Annotated in this window: 12 protein-coding genes; 10 read left to right on the top strand and 2 right to left on the bottom strand. The window is 44.9% G+C overall.

Features of this window, described 5'->3' with window-relative positions; all coding sequences use genetic code 11:
• Positions 1-251: 251 nt before the first annotated feature.
• Together BLV86_RS04175 and BLV86_RS04180 are read right to left on the bottom strand one after the other, a co-directional pair.
• The gene (locus tag BLV86_RS04175) at positions 252-1,946 is read right to left on the bottom strand and encodes a phospho-sugar mutase (protein ID WP_090815235.1); all 1,695 of its coding nucleotides are present in this window, start codon (positions 1,944-1,946) and stop codon (positions 252-254) included.
• Between the two features lie 146 nt (positions 1,947-2,092).
• The gene (locus tag BLV86_RS04180) at positions 2,093-2,692 is read right to left on the bottom strand and encodes a biotin transporter BioY (protein ID WP_044916498.1); all 600 of its coding nucleotides are present in this window, start codon (positions 2,690-2,692) and stop codon (positions 2,093-2,095) included.
• A 470-nt stretch (positions 2,693-3,162) separates the two neighbouring features.
• On the opposite strand from BLV86_RS04180, the gene BLV86_RS04185 reads away from it, so the two are divergent.
• From BLV86_RS04185 to BLV86_RS04230, 10 genes are all read left to right on the top strand, one after another.
• Entirely contained in the window at positions 3,163-4,089 is a 927-nt protein-coding gene (locus tag BLV86_RS04185; RefSeq protein ID WP_139297877.1) for a hypothetical protein, read from the top strand.
• A gap of 579 nt (positions 4,090-4,668) precedes the next feature.
• Positions 4,669-6,126, top strand: a complete 1,458-nt coding sequence (gene trpE / locus BLV86_RS04190; RefSeq protein WP_090815237.1) for an anthranilate synthase component I — start codon at positions 4,669-4,671, stop codon at positions 6,124-6,126.
• Entirely contained in the window at positions 6,123-6,704 is a 582-nt protein-coding gene (locus tag BLV86_RS04195) for an anthranilate synthase component II (protein ID WP_090815238.1), read from the top strand. Before trpE ends, BLV86_RS04195 begins: the two co-directional genes overlap by 4 nt.
• 256 nt (positions 6,705-6,960) lie before the next feature.
• Positions 6,961-7,965, top strand: a complete 1,005-nt coding sequence (locus BLV86_RS04200; RefSeq protein ID WP_242873232.1) for a glycosyltransferase family 2 protein — start codon at positions 6,961-6,963, stop codon at positions 7,963-7,965.
• 126 nt (positions 7,966-8,091) lie between these two features.
• Positions 8,092-10,254: an ArnT family glycosyltransferase gene (locus tag BLV86_RS04205; RefSeq protein WP_090815240.1), complete on the top strand. Its 2,163-nt coding sequence runs from the start codon at positions 8,092-8,094 to the stop codon at positions 10,252-10,254.
• A 454-nt stretch (positions 10,255-10,708) separates the two neighbouring features.
• The gene (locus BLV86_RS04210; protein ID WP_090815241.1) at positions 10,709-11,284 is read left to right on the top strand and encodes a histidine phosphatase family protein; all 576 of its coding nucleotides are present in this window, start codon (positions 10,709-10,711) and stop codon (positions 11,282-11,284) included.
• 300 nt (positions 11,285-11,584) lie between these two features.
• Entirely contained in the window at positions 11,585-12,565 is a 981-nt protein-coding gene (locus tag BLV86_RS04215; RefSeq protein WP_090815242.1) for a transporter substrate-binding domain-containing protein, read from the top strand.
• Between the two features lie 202 nt (positions 12,566-12,767).
• Positions 12,768-13,547 (top strand): amino acid ABC transporter permease, encoded by a 780-nt coding sequence (locus tag BLV86_RS04220; RefSeq protein ID WP_090815243.1) that lies wholly within the window; start codon positions 12,768-12,770, stop codon positions 13,545-13,547.
• On the top strand, positions 13,534-14,289 hold the full coding sequence (locus BLV86_RS04225) for an amino acid ABC transporter ATP-binding protein (RefSeq protein ID WP_031550794.1): 756 nt from the start codon (positions 13,534-13,536) through the stop codon (positions 14,287-14,289). Before BLV86_RS04220 ends, BLV86_RS04225 begins: the two co-directional genes overlap by 14 nt.
• 130 nt (positions 14,290-14,419) lie before the next feature.
• Positions 14,420-15,856 (top strand): M20 family metallopeptidase, encoded by a 1,437-nt coding sequence (locus tag BLV86_RS04230; RefSeq protein WP_090815244.1) that lies wholly within the window; start codon positions 14,420-14,422, stop codon positions 15,854-15,856.
• Positions 15,857-16,009 lie beyond the last annotated feature (153 nt).

Consider the following 16,009-nt stretch of genomic DNA (forward strand, 5'->3'; position numbering starts at 1 on the left):
CTGACGGATTCTTTTGAACCGCTCAAAGCCGCGCGGCTCCCAAGATTAAAAAACAAATCTTGGGCAGCAATGTCAGATATTTTCTTTATGAAAAATCTGACTTGGCGAGGGGAACAAGGAAAAAGGTATCCAAGTGGTTCTAAGGGGAGCTTTTATGATTTTTCTCGTCTCAGCTCAACGTTTTTGAATGGATGACCGCCGGCTGTTGTTTTTCTTGTGCCTCTGCTGAAATAACCACCGGGGACGGTTCATCATTCAATTTCATTTATGGATTCCAGTATTTCTTCTTTTAAGCGGCGGTTGACGGAGAGGGCTTTTTCCCTGGAGTCCTGAACCGAGTAAATATAGAACTTGATCTTGGGTTCGGTGCCGCTGGGTCTCATGGCAAACCAGGAACCGTTGTCCAGGAAGAATTTCATGGCATTCTGAGCCGGGATGTCTTCGTAGCCGTTTATATAGTCAATAATTTTAACTACCTTTGCACCCGCAAGTTCTGTAGGATGGTTTTCGCGAATGTATGTCATCATGCGCCCTATGCGATTGGCTCCCGCAATTCCCTCCAAAACAAGATTCGGTTCATCCTCGGCAAAGTATCCGTACTTTTCATAAATCTCGCAAAGCACATCATAGAGAGTCTTCCCCTGCTTTCTGTAGTAGGCAGCGGCCTCAGCTACCAGCATTCCGGCGGAAATACCGTCTTTGTCGCGGATCTCTTCGCAGGCTGCATATCCTACGGACTCTTCATATCCGAAAAGATAGGTGTAACCGTTCTCATGAAGATATGGAATCTTTCCGCAGATGTTCTTGAAACCTGTAAGGGTCTCGAACATTTCCACACCATAGGATTTCGCTATTATATCCGAGAGAGTGGAAGTGACAATGGACTTTATCATTGCTCCCTTCTCAGGAAGAGTGCCTGCAGTTTTACGGCCTTCCAGAATGTAATTCACAAGAAGATATCCTGTCTGATTTCCGTTAAGCGGGATGTAATTGCCTTCATCATCTCTGATCTCAATGGCGAATCTGTCCGAGTCCGGATCTGTTGCCATGAGAAGCTCTGCTCCAAATTCACGGCCATAGCGCTCGCTAAGTTTAAATGCCTTCGGATCCTCCGGGTTCGGATACCCTACAGTTGTGAAATCCGGATCCGGCATTTCCTGCTCCGGAACTATCTTCCAGTTCTTAAAGCCGCGCTCCTTAAGCATCTCACGGAAGGGTATGGATCCGGCACCGTTAAGCGGTGTGTAAACAAAAGGGATGTCCAGATCCAGCTCGTCACCGTCATGGATCTTCAGGCTTAAAACCTTATCAAGATACTCTCTGTCGTATTCATCGCCAAGAACTGTAATAAGACCTGATTTGATTCCCACCTCGTAATCGGATTTTTTGACGCCGGTCCAGATGTCGACAGCATTGATCTTCTCAAGCATGCCGTCCGCAACCTCGCTTGATACCTGGCAGCCATCCTCCCAATAAGCCTTGTAGCCGTTATACTCCTTTGGATTATGTGAGGCGGTAATGTTTATGCCGGCCTTCGTTCCGAGACGGTTTACCATAAAGGCAAGCTCCGGGGTTGGACGGAGAGAAGGAAATGTATAAACCTTTATGCCGTTTGCTGCGAATATCTCTGCCGCAAGCTCTGCAAATTCCTTTGAAAAATGTCTAGGGTCGTGGGCGATGACAACACCTTTTTTCATGGCTTCTTCACCATGGGCTATGATGTAGTCAGCGATTCCCTGGGTGGCCTTACCTACTGTATAGAAGTTCATGCGGTTAGTACCGGCACCAACCTTGCCTCTGAGTCCGGCTGTTCCGAAAGAAAGATCCTTGTAGAAGCGTTCCTCCTTCTCGGTTTGATTATCTTTTATGGAAATCAGCTCCTGCTTTAACGGGTCTGTGTCCGGAAGTCTGTCCAGCCATTCTTCATATTTCATCTGATAGTTCATGTTTGCCTCCTGTATCAGTTTTCTTTAAGCTTTATCATTACCGTTAATTATAACTGATATAAGAAAGGATTTCGAGTCAGAGCGTATAATAAAAGCCTCCTCATCCGGGTTTTATTCCGAAATCGGAGGCTTGAATACACTGTTTTTCACGCTGCATTTGCAGATCCTATGAGTCTTGCCTGGAAGAGGGTGTGTCTTAATGCAGGAGCGAGGATCAAAACCAGGACAATCTTTATTATGGTTGTCGGAATGAAGGGAATCACGCAGGCGGAGAGGGCAGCACCCAATGTGTTATGGGTCATGATCATAAACCAAAGCACTCCCACAACATAATTGAAAAGGGTACCGGCAAGAAGGCCGGCAGTGGTCAATCCGTAATATATGGCTGCTTTTCTGTTTCCGACTCTTTCTCCTGAAATCGTCACTGCGAGTTCATAAAACATTCCTGCAAGAAGTGCCATAACCGGGAAGGAAATGATGAATCCCCCGGTTGGTCCCATGATGCTGCCGAGGCCTCCGGTAAGTCCATGAAACACCGGTACGCCTATGGCTCCCAGAATCACATATGAAAGAGTTGCCATGAAACCGCGCCTGCTGCCTATAACTATGCCTGCAACCGGAACGATGAAGGTTTGCAATGTCATGGGGACGCCGCCGGGAAGCGGGATGTTAAACTGGCTCACGATTGAGATAATCGCTGTAAACAGTGCTATAAGACAAAGGTCAAGTGTTTTTGAGTTTCGCATGATGTGGGCTCCTTTAAGTTTAGTGGATACAGGCCGGAAAATGCAAGGGATGTGCGCCGGCCCACGAGATTGAAAGTACATCCTGCTTGTGATGTCCGTACCCGATCACACTGACGTGTGTCGTGTACGGACATCACAAACAGTCTGTTCTTTCAACTCGCAAGCCTAGGCACCCATCCCTTGCATTTTCCTACTGTATCGATTAAATCACAATTTATGGTCAACCAAGATTTTTTAACAGGTTAACTATATCTGTTATATCAACGATTGTCAACCCATTCCGCTTATATGGTTAACAACATGGTTACTTTTATATTATCGCTGTTCCAGTCGATATATCGGATAGTGAAACAGGTGTAGTGTGCGTTTTTCCATCGAAGGAACGGTGGGGAATGGAGATTACCATGAGTGTAGATATGTCGTTTTTTATGCGTTACGGGACTGTTGGGAACTATTCCAGGACGCAGAAAATGAAGCAGAAGGTAGAGCGACGTAAAAACGAAAGCGATTTTACTTCGAAAGAAGCGAAAACTGTAAAATATGACACCCGGACTACTTCCGAGAAGGTGCGGACTATGATCCGGTCCGAAGCGCAGAAGATAGAAGATGCTTACAAGATGTCCGCTCAGAAGGAGGATTCCGACGAAAAGCTCACCAAGATCAGGACAAAATATATGTATGACGGCAATCTGTCTCCTGATGAACTTGATTATATCAGACGGAAGGACACAAAACTGTATTCCGAAATCAAGGCAGAGAAGGACGAAATCAAAAACTTTGAGAAAAAGCTGAAGTCCGCAAAAACCAAGGAGGAAACACAGAGAGTAATTGCAGATGAAACCAATTCAGCTCTTAGTAAAGTCAATTCTGTAACCAACAATCCTCACATTTCCGAAGCGGATAAGATGGCGGTATGTGCCGCGGAGTACAGAAAACTTGTGGCAAAACAGGAGATATTCAAAAAATTTGCGGAAAAGGGCGAATATGCAAAGCTTCCGACGGATGCCGAAAAGCGTGAAGCCGAGCGTGAGATCATGGAGGCAAGAGAAGAAGAAATCCGTAACGCAGGAAGAACTGAGGAGGATGCGGAGGAGACTGAGGAGGACAGCTTCATTCATGAATCAGATGCTGAAATTGCCGAATCATTGCCCCATAATAGAAACCATCAGGAGCCGGTTTTCAAAGGAGTATCCCATGCCTCACAGGGCGGCGGTAACCCGGGCGGAAAGAAGGTCTCCGCAGATGGCACTAAGAAGGTTTATAAGAGTACCGTTGAGGCCGAGTCCACTCCGGAAGCCCTCAAGGTGAAACGTGCCAAAAGCAATTCCGGCCGTGAAAAACTTTACAACCCGGACAGCGAAGGAAGCACTGCAAGCGCTCATGTATGGGAGGCATGAATATTATTTTTGGCTTATATGAATTTTTGCTCTGATATCTCAAATGCATTTTCGTTGACAGAGTCTTAAGGCAAACATAAAATTATTTTAATTTAATAAATTAAACCGTTGAGGCGGAAATAAAACGGGATATGCTCTCACAGAGAGCCGGCGATGGTGAGAATCCGGCAGAATTACAGTTTCGCAAATGGACCGCTAAGGGCACAATGAAAGGCATTTGATGGTTTTCCGAATGTAGTCAGAAAAGACAGGTTCGGAAATCCTGATATGATCTGATGTAGCGAAGGATCAGTTTTTTGCCGAGTATCCTGTGACGTAAGGCTTACGTTAGTAGCCGGAGATATGTTGGTATCTCGCAAAGCGCACATAGTATGTGAAGCAGGGTGGCACCGCGAAGAATATTCGTCCCTGGCAGAATCTTTTTAATTCTGCCGGGGACTTTTATTGTATATCCCTAAATCCGAAGGATTCAGGGAAGTCGCCTAGCTTATAAAGCTGGTTTATGAATCATCTAAAATCAAATGGTATTCTTTATGTTACATATTAGCGCAGCGAGATCTTTGAAAGGAGATTTCACAAATGATCATTCCATCTTATGAAAAAGTAAAGCAGTACCAGAACGATGCAAGCTACAAATATATTCCGGTGGCCTGTGAGATACTTTCGGATTTCCTCACCCCCATCACAGCACTCAGAATACTTAAAAATGTTTCAGATCATGTTTTCATGCTTGAATCCGTTGAAGGACGGGACAAATGGGGGAGATTCACCTTTATAGGCTTTAACCCAAAGATGGAGATAACCTGTCTCAACGGAGAGTTTAAGGCCGGTGGGCTTAACATTAAAACCTATCGTCCCGACGACTACATAAGACAGCTTCTGAATGAGTATAAAATGCCGAAGATGCCCGGGATGCCGCCTTTTACCGGCGGGCTTGTAGGCTACTTTTCCTATGACTACCTGAAATACTATGAGCCGACTCTGAATCTGGATGCGGAGGATACAGAGCATTTCAATGACATTGACCTGATGCTTTTTGACAAGGTTATCGCTTTTGATAATCTGAAGCAGAAAATAATGGTCATCGTTGACATGAAGCTTTCAGGCGGAGAAAGCGCCTATCACAATGCCGAGATGGAGATTGAAAATATCGTGAAGCTTCTAAAAACAGGTGCCCCGAAACAGGAGGAACCCGGCAGAATTCTCAGCGAAGTACGGCCATTTTTTGATAAGGAGCACTTCTGCGGCATGGTGGAAAAAGCGAAGCATTATATACATGAGGGAGACATTTTCCAGATCGTTCTTTCCAACCGACTTGAAGCAGACTATAAGGGTTCACTCCTTAATACCTACAGGATTCTGAGAACGTTAAATCCCTCACCTTACATGTTTTACTTTTCCAGCGCTGATCTGGAGGTTGCGGGGGCTTCACCGGAGACTCTGGTCAAGCTTCAGGACGGGGTTCTTCATACCTTCCCTCTGGCAGGCACCAGACCCCGCGGCAAAACAGAAGAGGAAGACAAGCGCCTTGAGGAAGATCTTCTTCAGGATGAGAAAGAGCTGGCAGAGCACAACATGCTTGTGGATCTCGGAAGAAATGACATCGGCCGCATAAGTAAATTCGGCTCTGTGAAAGTAGAAAAATATCATCAGATTGAGCGCTACAGTCACGTAATGCACATAGGCTCAACGGTGCGGGGTGAGATAAGAGATGACTGCGACGCCCTTGACGCGGTTGGTTCAATACTTCCGGCGGGAACATTATCAGGTGCCCCGAAGATCCGCGCCTGCCAACTCATAAACGATCTTGAGAACAACAAACGCGGCATCTATGGCGGCGGCATCGGCTATATAGATTTTACGGGAAATCTCGACCTCTGCATCGCCATCAGAATTGCATACAAAAAGAATGGAAAGGTGTTTGTTCGCAGCGGTGCGGGTATAGTTGCGGATTCCGTGCCGGAGAAGGAATACCAGGAGTGCATCAATAAAGCAGCGGCAGTGGTAACGGCGCTGAAGGAGGGCCAGGAGTTATGATTTTATTACTCGACAACTACGACAGCTTTACATATAACCTTTATCAGATGGTGGGCGGCATCGAGCCTGACCTTAAGGTGGTTCGTAACGATGCACTGACGGTAGATGAAATCAGGAATCTGAAGCCTGCCGGAATCATTATTTCACCGGGACCGGGACGGCCTGAAGATTCGGGAGTCTGCCCCGAAGTCATACGTGATTTAAAGGGCGAATTTCCAATTCTCGGAGTCTGCCTCGGAGAGCAGGCCATATGCATGGTCTATGGCGCCACTGTGAGCTACGCGAAGAAGCTCATGCACGGCAAGCAGTCTGATACAAAAATCGACTCCGACTGCCCACTTTTCAAAGATCTTCCCGAGGTCATCAAGGTCGCAAGATATCACTCCCTTGCAGTGGTGGAGGAAACATTGAAAGACACCGATCTGAAGGTCTGCGGCATCACCACCGACGGAGAAGTCATGGCTGTGGAGGACCGTACCAACCATGTCTACGGCGTTCAGTTCCATCCCGAGTCCATCATGACCCCGGAGGGAGAAAAGATTCTAAGGAATTTCATTGAGCTGACAAAAAAACATTGACAATGTAAACCTCCGGTTGGATCATTTCCGGCCGGAGGTACTTTTAACTATACATATTTCTAAATCTAATACATAATTAGTATGCATCTAGACTTAATACATATCTCATAAATCATGGAATAATCGCCTCTCCGGAACGTGGGAAAGTCATGTTCTGTATCCCATATCTTGCGGATTATGTAAAAAAAGAAAAATATGTATCGGATGTGGTAACAATTGCCAGACAGCGAAGAGTTTGAGATGAGGAGGAATGAACTTGGTCATCAATAATTCAAATGGTGCATGTTCAAAACCGAAATTATATATTGTGATTCCCTGTTACAACGAAGAACAGGTGCTTCCCATTACTTCGGATTTATTTCTGAAGAAGTTAAATGAGCTCATATCTCAGGGAAAGATCAGTGATGAGTCCCGGATTTTATTTGTTAATGATGGGTCAAGTGACGGTACCTGGAAACTTATTAAAGGGTACTCAGAAGCAAATGTTCATTTCATAGGCATTTCCCTAAGCCGGAACAGAGGGCATCAGAATGCTCTTCTGGCAGGGCTCCTGGAAGCAATGGAATTTTGCGATATAACCATTTCCATTGACTGTGACGGGCAGGATGATATCAATGCCATGGACGAAATGATCGAAAAATATTCACAGGGCTATGAAGTAGTTTATGGAGTCAGGTCTAAGAGAGCCGATGATTCTTTTTTAAAAAAATTCTCAGCAGAAAGCTACTATAAAATGCTCGATACAGTAGGCGGGGTTGAGGTCATTTACAACCATGCAGATTACAGGCTCATTTCCAAAAAGGTTCTGAGGGAGTTTGCGAATTTTCATGAGGTGAACTTGTTTCTTCGCGGCCTGATTCCATTGGTAGGTTTTCCCAGTACCGTTGTTTACTATGAAAGGCACGGAAGAATGGCCGGAAAGAGTCATTATCCATTGTCAAAGATGCTGGCTCTTGCCTTTGACGGAATTACCAGCCTTACCATAAAACCTATCAGAATCATCATCGGATTTGGATCGCTGGTTACCTTTATTTCATTCCTTGGAATTGTCTGGGCAGTTATTGGATTCTTTAATGGCAGCACTGTAGCCGGCTGGGCGAGTCTGATATGTCTCATATGTTTTTTTGGCGGGGCAAACATGCTGGCTCTTGGCATCATAGGTGAGTATGTAGGGAAGTCATATATAGAGGTAAAAGCACGTCCAAGATATATAATAAGTGAACGGACGTATACGGAAACTGTTTCAGAACCGGATAGTTAGTAGTCTGTCTATCCGATAGAAACGTAAAAGAACTCCGGTTTACATATGAGCTTTAATATCTTAATCTGATTGTCAGATATAAAAGCTTATGCAGAACCATAACAGATGAGTATTGAAATATTGTTTATGAATACTAAAATCTCCATAGATTATGAAAAACAAAATAACGATTCCCCCGGCTCAATGGGTAAGGTATATGAGCTAATAGCAGATTTCGCGGCTAAAATCGCATGGGGTATTTTTTTCTGCTTCATTTTCTGGCTCTTTATAGTAACCGGATACTCGACAGTAAGACTGGGTGACATGAATGAGCGGTCCTATATCATTCATGACAGTATGGTTCAGAATCTGCTGTTTTCTGTGGTGATACTATTCCTTATGACGCTGATTTTCAGAAGCTTTAAACGTTTTAAGGAAAAACAACTGAAGGATAGTGTCTTGCATCGGATTGATCACCGAAAGGTGACCGGGGTAATGCTTTTGGCCTTTACAATTATGTGTTTCATTTTTGTGGTCACAACACAGCATATCCCGAGATCAGATCAGAAGTATGTTGTCGATTGCGCAGAAGAGATCCTGAACCATGATTATTCATGCTTTGAACCGGAAGGGTATCTTGATTACTATCCGAATCAATATGGCATTGTGCTTATTATGTACTGCCTGACTGTCATTTTCGGAAGCAACAATTATCTTATCTTCCGACTGATCAATGTCCTGGCCCTTGGGCTGCTGTTTGGATTCATGCGTTCCCTGACAGAGAAAATATTTGATGTTCCCACAAGCATTTTGAACTGTGTGGTTCTTCTTATGTTTCTTCCCCTGGCTCTGTATGTTACTTTCGTATACGGTAACATTCTTGGTTTAACCGCAGGCATAGGCAGCCTGTATTATCTTTATGGTTTTATGGAAGAAAAGGGCCGGTGGAAGCTTGCAGCGGCAGTGGCATTAAGCGCATTTTCTGTTCTCATCAAACAAAACTATATGATCTTCACTCTGGGGCTAGGTATCTACTGCCTGATGGAGCTTCTGAAAAGAAGGAATCTGAGAACTCTTGCGGCATTTTTCTGTATTCTCTTTACGTTAAGCTTCGGCTCCATTGTTCCCGGTTTTCTGATGAAACAACTAACCGGCATAGACAAAAAAGGAGGTTTATCAAGTGTTTCCTTTATTGTCATGGGCCTTCAGGATAACCCTAAACGCTTTAATGGCTGGTACAACGAGTATAATTACGTATCCTACAAGAAGGCAGGTTTCGACAAAAATCTTCAGACAGAAAGATGCCTTGTGGATCTGAAAGAAAGGCTAAATGAATTTGCCGAAAAACCTCTTATGGCTGTCAGCTTTTTCTCCGGAAAGAATATATCCCAATGGTGTAATCCTGATTTTCAGGCTTTCTGGATAAATCAGGGCCTGAGTACTGCCTCAGATTTCAAAAGTCCGGGCTGGATAGTGGAGTTCCTGTCAGTTTATCGCAGCGAAAGGATCTCAAAACTGCTTAATCTGCTCCAGTTCTGGATTATAGCCGGAGCATTGATATTTGCCATGTTCTCAAGGAAGGATAATGTCTCTCTGTGCTTTGCCGTGATATTTATCGGAGGATTTCTGTTCCATACTGTCTGGGAAGCAAAAGGGCAGTACACATTACCCTATTTCGTTTGCCTTATCCCTCTATCATGCTCAGGATGGATGAATACCGTAAGACAGTCGGATATCCTGATGGATGAAGTGATTTTGAAGAAGTGGAAATTCAGAAATAAATATCTCAAACCATTACGTATCTCAATGCTTATGCTTGCCTGTATGATATATTTTTCCATCTGCAGCAGCTCAGGCATCGCAGGGAGTCTCCTTGCCATGAAACGATACTCTGACTTTTCATACCAGGTATATCTCAGAGATAATACATCCGAGAGATTCAGCGGAATCAGAACTATTACGCCCCTTGAAGGCGCGGGGTGTGAAATAACCGGAGTAAAGATTGAAACTAACGGCGACAGAGCATTTATACACCTGGTTCCGGAGAACATGTATCTTGATGTGGCGGAACAATCAGAAAACACTGCAGAAGAACATGATGAAGATTTGACACAGCTGGCATTCCCGGCAGAAAAAAGCGAGACTGCCGGCAGCTGGTTTATAAAAAAGGGTTCAGATGACGGTTATTACATATTATTGAAAAGCGAAGATGAGCAGGCCTTAACTGCAGGGGACAATGGGGAAATCTTTCTGGCACCTCTGAAATCCGACGATAGGAAACAGATTTGGCAGCTCCTTCCTTTGCGTTGAAAGGCAAGGTAAAGCTACCATCAATGCTACTTTTGATCGTTACATCTCACAAGAAATATTTTGCACAGTAGCAAGATGTAAGATTTCTTCTAATAAGTGAACTTTTTATGGCCGAATTGACAAATCTTTTTAAGCTGATATACTTTAATTATCAAGCAGCCGGCAGAGATGGGTGCCTCCATCCGATCTGGCGATAAAATGATTTAAGAAACGATCACCTAGTCTGCCAGGATCAGGGTGGTCGTTTTTATTTTACAAAAAACAAAACTAACGTGACTATAGCACATATCATAATGACAAACTGGATTAAATCCGGCCATTTGACGTACATTCATCAGCACCACCTCTCTTTCAAGCTCAGATCAGTGGAAGCACCACCCCGCCGACTGGCTATTATTATAGCAAACATTTGTTTTCTGTTCAATAAATGTATTTCGAAAGGAATCAATTTTATATGAAAATCTGGATAGCGAGACACGGCCAGACCCGTTTAAACAAAATGAGGCTCATGCAGGGGAGGACCGATGAACCCCTGAACGAAACCGGAATAGCCCAGGCGAAAGCCGCCAGAGAGAAGATTGGCGATATAAAATTTGATGCGGTTTACTCAAGCCCTTTGGACCGCGCCATAGTTACGGGCTCCATCATTGGCAATGTTGACCGCTCGGAGATCATCATAGATGACAGACTGATCGAAGCCGATTTCGGAAAATATGAGCAAAAGAAATATTATCTTCTGAACCCTGCCATGGTGCTTTACTGGTCCATGCCGGAGCTCTTCCCGGCACCGGCAACAGTTGAAAAGCTTTCAGAGCTCATCGGGCGCAGTCATTCCTTCCTGAAGGAACTGGAGCAAAAAGAATACGAAAATGTCCTGGTTGCCTGCCACGGCGGCATCATGCGCCCCCTTTCAGGCTATCTTCTGGACAGGTCAAACGGCATCTGCTGGCGGCCAAAGCCAAAAAACTGTGAGATACGAGTCTTTGAATCAAAAGACGGCAGGCATAGCATGATAAAAGATATACTTTAATGCCCTTTTTGATTAAACCGTCGGACATCCATTTTATAACATTAGGCCGATTACACTCTGTTATTAAATTGATACATGCCGGTTCTACTCCGACAATAGCCAAATTTATGCATAAATCCTGACCGGCTCTCTGATTTATGCATATTTTTTTGCATATTGCGTTTATAAAGTACATTTTTCATGAATAAAAATACTTGATTTCCTTTATAAAAGGTCTATAATTTCTTGCAACAGTATAAACTCCCAAGTTATAAAACTATTTTTATTTATAACTTAGGCAAAGGGTTTGAGGAGGACAATATGAAAAAGAATCTTACAGTACTTATGGCTGCTGTACTTGCCGCTGCATCACTTGCAGGTTGCGGATCCAGCAAGCCCGCAGAAACAACTGCTGCCGCTACAACTGCCGCAGCAACAGAAGCTGCTACAGAGGCTGCCACAACCGCTGCCGAAGAGACTACAGCTGCTGCCGAAGAATCCAAGGCAGATACCGCATCAGAAGGAACCGCAGAGATCCCGACAGATTTCACAACAATCACACCGGGAAAACTTACAGTTGGTACCTCACCTGACTTTGCACCATACGAGTTCTATCACGTTAACAACGGTACTCCGGAACTTGCAGGTTTTGACATGGCACTTGCCCAGAGAATCGCAGATGATTTAGGCCTCGAACTTCAGGTAGTTACTATCGATTTTGATGGTATCCTTATGGAGCTTCAGAACGGCAACATCGATCTCGGTATCTCAGGTTTCTCACCAAGCCCTGAGCGTAAAGAGACCTTTGATTTCTCAGACATTTACTACACAGGCGGACAGGCATTTGTTATCCGTAAGGCAGATGTTGATAAGTATAAAGATTTCGAATCTTTCAAGGGTCTTCCGGTAGGCGCACAGAACGGTTCTATCCAGATGGGTCTTGCAGAGAAGAATACTCCTGATGCCAACATCATCGGTCTTACAAAGGTTACAGACATCATTTCAGAGCTTGTTTCCGAAAAACTCGAGGGCGCATTCATCGAGACAGCCGTTGCAGAGCAGTACATCAAGAACTATCCTCAGCTTCAGATTGCATGGGATGTTCCATATGAAGCAGAAGGTTCTGCTATCGCTCTTAAGAAGGGCAGCGATCTCGCACCTGCAGTAAATGCTGTTATCAACAATGCACTTTCAGACGGATCAATGGCTGAGTACATTGCTACTGCTCAGGATCTTGCATCTGATGAGGCTAATGTTTTCGAAGGTCAGCTTGACGAGAACGGCAAGGCTGCAGCTAACTAATACAGGAAAAGAGCAATCCGGTACCGGTTTTCTGAGGCTCGCATTATAGTCGGTCATCGAACCGGTATATGGCATTTAAGTTTAATATTTTTCTCCGGGCATCTGTCCCGGAGATTTTTTCAGTTTTCAGTTTATATTACTATAAGTTATAATGATTACATTGACTTTAATCATTATGCTTTTGAAAGGCAGGAATTTTTGTATGACCATCAGTTGGAGCAACATAACCAAACTCCTCAACTACAGCAACATGTTCCAGCAGGGCCTGATCGTAACGGTTCTGCTTGCTTTATGTACTGTATTCTTTGGTTTCTTCTTGGCATTTGGACTGGCACTTATGCTTTTGTCGGATGTAAGACCCTTGAGACATCTCGAAAAGATAAAGACAGATGACATGGAAAGAAAGAAGCGGCTTGATTTTATCGCCCGTTTCAATCCGGTTAAGTTTATCGCAAGCGCATATGTACAGTTCGTAAGATGTACTCCTATGCTGGTTCAGATATTTCTGGTTTATTACATTGTATTTGGCTGTATCACACTGCCGAAATTCACCTTCCTCGGCTTTATACAGTTTGAGAGATTCTTCCCTGCTGCAGTGGCGCTGGCATTGAACTCCGGCGGATACATGAGTGCAGTCATCCGCGGAGGCATCGAAGGTGTTGACGGCGGACAGACAGAAGCCGCAAGGTCTCTCGGTATGTCCAAGGGGCAGACAATGTACCACATCATCCTTCCCCAGGCAGTTAAAAACATCCTTCCTGCTGTGGCAAACGAGTTCGTCACCATCATAAAGGAGTCTTCCGTTTGTTACACCATCGGAGTTCAGGACATCATGTTCAATGTCAAGAGCGTGCAGTCAGCCACCTTCATCATCGCTGAGCCGCTCCTCATGGCAACCTTCCTGTACTTCTGCCTGTGCTTCCCGACATCAAAGATCATTGAACATGTAGAGAGGAGGATGCGTCAAAGTGACAACAGATAATAAAGCCCTCATTCAGGTAAGGAACCTGAAAAAACATTACAATTACGGAAAACTGAAAGCCCTTGACGGTGTAAATATCGATATCAATAAAGGCGATGTAATGGTTGTCATCGGACCCTCCGGTTCCGGAAAGTCAACATTCCTCCGCAGCTTAAATCTTCTTGAAGAACCTACAGACGGAAGCATCATCTTTGACGGGCAGGAGATAGTTAATTCAAAGATCAATCTGGATGCCTTCCGCCAGCGCATGGGTATGGTGTTCCAGCACTTCAATCTTTTTCCTCACAAGACCATCCTGGAGAACCTCACTCTTGCGCCTCAGATCGTCAAGAAAACCGGCAAGGAAGAAGCAGAAAAGAGAGCCCTTGAGCTTCTTGAAAGAGTAGGACTTAAGGACAGAGCCAGTGCTTATCCCGTACAGCTTTCCGGCGGTCAGAAGCAGCGTGTTGCCATAGTTCGTGCTCTTTGCATGAACCCTGAGGTTATGCTTTTCGATGAGCCTACATCAGCACTGGACCCGGAAATGGTTGGAGAAGTTCTTGAGGTTATGAAGGAGCTGGCAAAGGCCGGCATGACCATGGTCTGCGTAACTCACGAAATGGGATTCGCAAGAGAAGTGGGTAACCGTGTTGTGTTTATGGCGGATGGAAATATCATTGAGGAGGGTACGCCGGAAGACATTTTTGATCACCCGAAGAGTGCACGTCTCAAGGATTTCCTCGGAAAAGTTCTGGAAGCCTGAAAGTATTCGATAGATTAAAGATGCATCTCTTGAGAGGTGCATCTTTTTTGATGGTAGCAACAGAAACTTTACGATACAATCAAAAATAGAAAAAAGAACACAAAAAATATCACCTGGAGGGAAGGACTGCATGACAGAAGTAAAACAGCAAATAATTGACTTCATCGAAAAGAACAAAAAAATCTTCACTGACTTATCGGACAGTATCTGGGAGAATCCGGAGCTGAGTCTGAAGGAGTTTAAGTCGGCTGCCCTTTATGAGAAGGTTTTGGAAGAGAATGGGTTCAAGGTCGAGAAGCATTTCGACAATATCGAGACTGCTTTTACCGGCACTTTTGGTTCCGGACGACCTGTCATCGGGATTCTCGGGGAGTATGATGCACTTTCAGGTTTAAGCCAGGAGAGGGGAGCTTTGAGTCACAAGCCATTGGAAAACGGAGCTCCCGGACATGGCTGCGGTCACAATATGCTGGGAACAGGAGCTCTTGCCGCTGCCTTTGGAATTAAGCATTATCTGGAAACCACAGGGCATGAGGGAACGGTTATCTTTTTCGGCTGCCCGGGAGAAGAAGGCGGTGCCGCAAAGGCTTTTATGGCGAGAGACGGAATCTGGAAGGATCTGGACGCAGCTCTTACCTGGCATCCTGAGGATGTTAACGAAATAAAAACCGGCACCAACAACTCAACTATTCAGGTGCTTTACGACTTCCACGGAGTTTCCGCGCATGCCGCAGGAGATCCCGAGCACGGAAGATCTGCGCTTGATGCAGTGGAACTGATGAATACCGGTGTCCAGTACCTGAGGGAACATATGACTTCTGACTGTCGTGTGCATTATGCCATTACTGATGCCGGCGGAGTTTCCCCCAATGTTGTTCAGGAGCATGCATCGGTTTTATACATGGTCAGAGCCGGAATCGTAAAAAACTGTGTTGAACTTTTAAAACGCGTCGATAAAATAGCTGAGGGTGCAGCGCTTATGACTGAAACAAGCTTTGAACGCACCTTCATTGACGGAACTGCGGATCTGGTGCCGAACTTCACACTGGAGACTGTGCTTTACGAGAATTTCAGGGAGGTCGGACTTCCTTCATACACTGAAGAGGAAGTTAGCTTCGCAAAGGCTCTCAGCGCCACCTGTCCGGAAAACCCGGCTCCCGGTTTTGCATCAAAGTTAGATGACAAGATTCGTGAATTTACAGAGGAGCAGAGCAGCCACGGAAAGAGCGGACTCAATAATTTTCTCGTACCGCTTCTCCACAGCACCGCATTTCAGGCAGGCTCCACAGATGTCGGAGACGTTTCCTGGCAGACACCTACAGCGCAGATACACGTTGCGGGTTTTGTAAACGGTGCTCCCGGTCATAGCTGGCAGAATGTTTCCTGCGGCGGCTCCTCCATCGGCCACAAGGCACTTATCCATGCAGGAAAGGTCCTTGCCTGTGCAGCGGTTGATCTCTATGAAAAACCGAAGATACTTGAGGAAGCCCGGGTGGAGTTTGAGAAGAGAACCGCCACCGGTTACGTTTGTCCTATAGAAGACGGCGCTAAACCCATAGCCATATGATAATAGAGGATCAAATTGTTTTAATTCCCTCAGTTCCATCGGAAAACTAACAACCTTTATTAATTACAAATTTCATTGTTTAAATCAGAAAATGAGTAAGTGCAATGTTTTTGCATTGTATAACAACTGTACTTGGCCCTTATTTGAACTAAA

The sequence above is a fragment of the Oribacterium sp. KHPX15 genome, from assembly GCF_900107835.1.
In the GTDB taxonomy this organism is placed as follows: domain Bacteria; phylum Bacillota; class Clostridia; order Lachnospirales; family Lachnospiraceae; genus Oribacterium.

Bases quoted from the DNA above. Each gene is read 5' to 3' on its own strand.
- BLV86_RS04230 (WP_090815244.1), top strand. From the start codon at position 14,420: ATGACAGAAGTAAAACAGCAAATAATTGACTTCATCGAAAAGAACAAA.
- BLV86_RS04180 (WP_044916498.1), bottom strand. From the start codon at position 2,692: ATGCGAAACTCAAAAACACTTGACCTTTGTCTTATAGCACTGTTTACA.
- trpE (WP_090815237.1), top strand. From the start codon at position 4,669: ATGATCATTCCATCTTATGAAAAAGTAAAGCAGTACCAGAACGATGCA.
- BLV86_RS04205 (WP_090815240.1), top strand. From the start codon at position 8,092: ATGAATACTAAAATCTCCATAGATTATGAAAAACAAAATAACGATTCC.
- BLV86_RS04220 (WP_090815243.1), top strand. From the start codon at position 12,768: ATGACCATCAGTTGGAGCAACATAACCAAACTCCTCAACTACAGCAAC.
- BLV86_RS04185 (WP_139297877.1), top strand. From the start codon at position 3,163: ATGAAGCAGAAGGTAGAGCGACGTAAAAACGAAAGCGATTTTACTTCG.
- BLV86_RS04215 (WP_090815242.1), top strand. From the start codon at position 11,585: ATGAAAAAGAATCTTACAGTACTTATGGCTGCTGTACTTGCCGCTGCA.
- BLV86_RS04210 (WP_090815241.1), top strand. From the start codon at position 10,709: ATGAAAATCTGGATAGCGAGACACGGCCAGACCCGTTTAAACAAAATG.
- BLV86_RS04175 (WP_090815235.1), bottom strand. From the start codon at position 1,946: ATGAACTATCAGATGAAATATGAAGAATGGCTGGACAGACTTCCGGAC.
- BLV86_RS04195 (WP_090815238.1), top strand. From the start codon at position 6,123: ATGATTTTATTACTCGACAACTACGACAGCTTTACATATAACCTTTAT.